2 protein-coding genes and 1 pseudogene are annotated in these 1,637 nt (G+C 72.0%); 1 reads left to right on the forward strand and 2 read right to left on the reverse strand.

Going from position 1 to position 1,637, the window contains the following annotated elements:
* Both AC51EU_RS30310 and galU read right to left on the reverse strand, forming a co-directional pair.
* Positions 1-307 (reverse strand): annotated as a pseudogene (locus AC51EU_RS30310) (gephyrin-like molybdotransferase Glp); the annotation flags it as partial.
* Between the two features lie 4 nt (positions 308-311).
* Positions 312-1,214 (reverse strand): UTP--glucose-1-phosphate uridylyltransferase GalU, encoded by a 903-nt coding sequence (galU, locus tag AC51EU_RS30315; protein ID WP_496270295.1) that lies wholly within the window; start codon positions 1,212-1,214, stop codon positions 312-314.
* Between the two features lie 81 nt (positions 1,215-1,295).
* Here galU and AC51EU_RS30320 point away from each other — a divergent pair.
* On the forward strand, positions 1,296-1,637 hold a 342-nt coding region (locus tag AC51EU_RS30320), incomplete at its 3' end, for a 5-formyltetrahydrofolate cyclo-ligase (protein ID WP_496270296.1).

The raw sequence follows: 1,637 nt of genomic DNA on the forward strand, positions 1-1,637 counted from the left end.
GCCCGACGGCGGGGAGTGCGTCGCTGCCCGCGGCGATGTCCCCGATGACGGTGAGGGTCGCGGGGGCGTCGCCGGTGGCGTCCGCGACATCGGCGACGCGGACCGCGTAGCCGTCCATGGAGCTGTTGTCGAAGGGCGGGAGCGCCACCGGGACGGTGATGTCCTCCACCAGGACGCAGCCCTGGGCGTCGAGGAGTTGCATCTCGATCGGCTCCAGGGGGCGGAGCCGGGCGAGGATGTCGTCGCGGTGGTCGTCCACCGACCAGACGCGCTGCGGGTGGACGGTCCGGTCGGTGGTGTCGCTCACTGTCCTACATCTCCTCGGTGACGTAATTCCGCAGCCAGGTCCGGAAGTCCGGGCCCAGGTCCTCACGTTCGCACGCCAGCCTGACGATGGCACGCAGGTAGTCGCCGCGGTCACCGGTGTCATAGCGGCGGCCCTTGAAGACCACGCCGTGCACCGGTCCGCCCAGGGACGGGTCGGCGGCCAGGGCCTGGAGGGCGTCGGTGAGCTGGATCTCGCCGCCGCGGCCCGGGTCGGTCTTGCGCAGCACCTCGAAGACGGCCGGGTCGAGGACGTAGCGGCCGATGATGGCGAGGTTGGAGGGGGCCTCCGACGGCGCGGGCTTCTCGACCAGGTCGGAGACGGTGACCACGTCGTCGTCGCCGGTGGGCGCGGCGGCGGCGCAGCCGTAGAGGTGGATCTGCGCGGGGTCGACCTCCATGAGGGCGATCACGGAGCCGCCATACTGCTCCTGGACCTCGATCATGCGCTGGAGCAGCGGGTCGCGGGGGTCGATGAGGTCGTCGCCGAGGAGGACGGCGAAGGGCTGGTCGCCGACGTGCGGGGCGGCGCACAGCACGGCGTGGCCGAGGCCCTTGGGGTCGCCCTGGCGGACGTAGTGGATGGTCGCCAGGTCGCTGGATTCCTGGACCTTGGCGAGGCGGGAGGCGTCGCCCTTGCGGTCGAGGGCCTCCTCCAGCTCGTGGTTGCGGTCGAAATGGTCCTCAAGGGGACGCTTGTTGCGGCCGGTGACCATGAGGACGTCGGCGAGACCGGCCGCCGCGGCCTCTTCCACCACGTACTGGATGGCGGGCTTGTCGACGACCGGGAGCATCTCCTTGGGAGTGGCCTTGGTCGCCGGGAGGAACCGGGTTCCGAGGCCGGCCGCCGGGATGACAGCCTTGCTGATCCGGGTATGCGATGGAGTCATGCGCAGAACGATAACCGGCCCATCCGGAGAGATCATGAGGGTACCGGCCCTTTCGGCACGAGTGGGGAGCAAGAGCACACGGTGAGCACGGACCACGAGAGAAAGCTCAGGTTGCGCCGGGATCTTCTGCGGACGCGGAACGCGCTGCCGTCCGCGGTCCTGGCGGGGGCGGGCCCGGAGCTGGCCCGGCGGGCGCTGGCGCTGCCCGAGGTGGCGGGGGCGCGCACCGTCGCGGCGTATGTGTCGGTGGGGCGCGAGCCGTCCACGCGGGAGCTGCTCGACGGGCTGCGCGCCGCGGGGGTGCGGGTGCTGCTGCCGGTGCTGCTGGCGGACGACGATCTGGACTGGGGCGTCTACGAGGGCCCGGAGCGTCTGGTGAAGGCGGGGCGGGGGCTGCTGGAGCCGACGGGGGCGCCGCTGGGG

This window comes from Candidatus Streptomyces philanthi, from assembly GCF_059553635.1.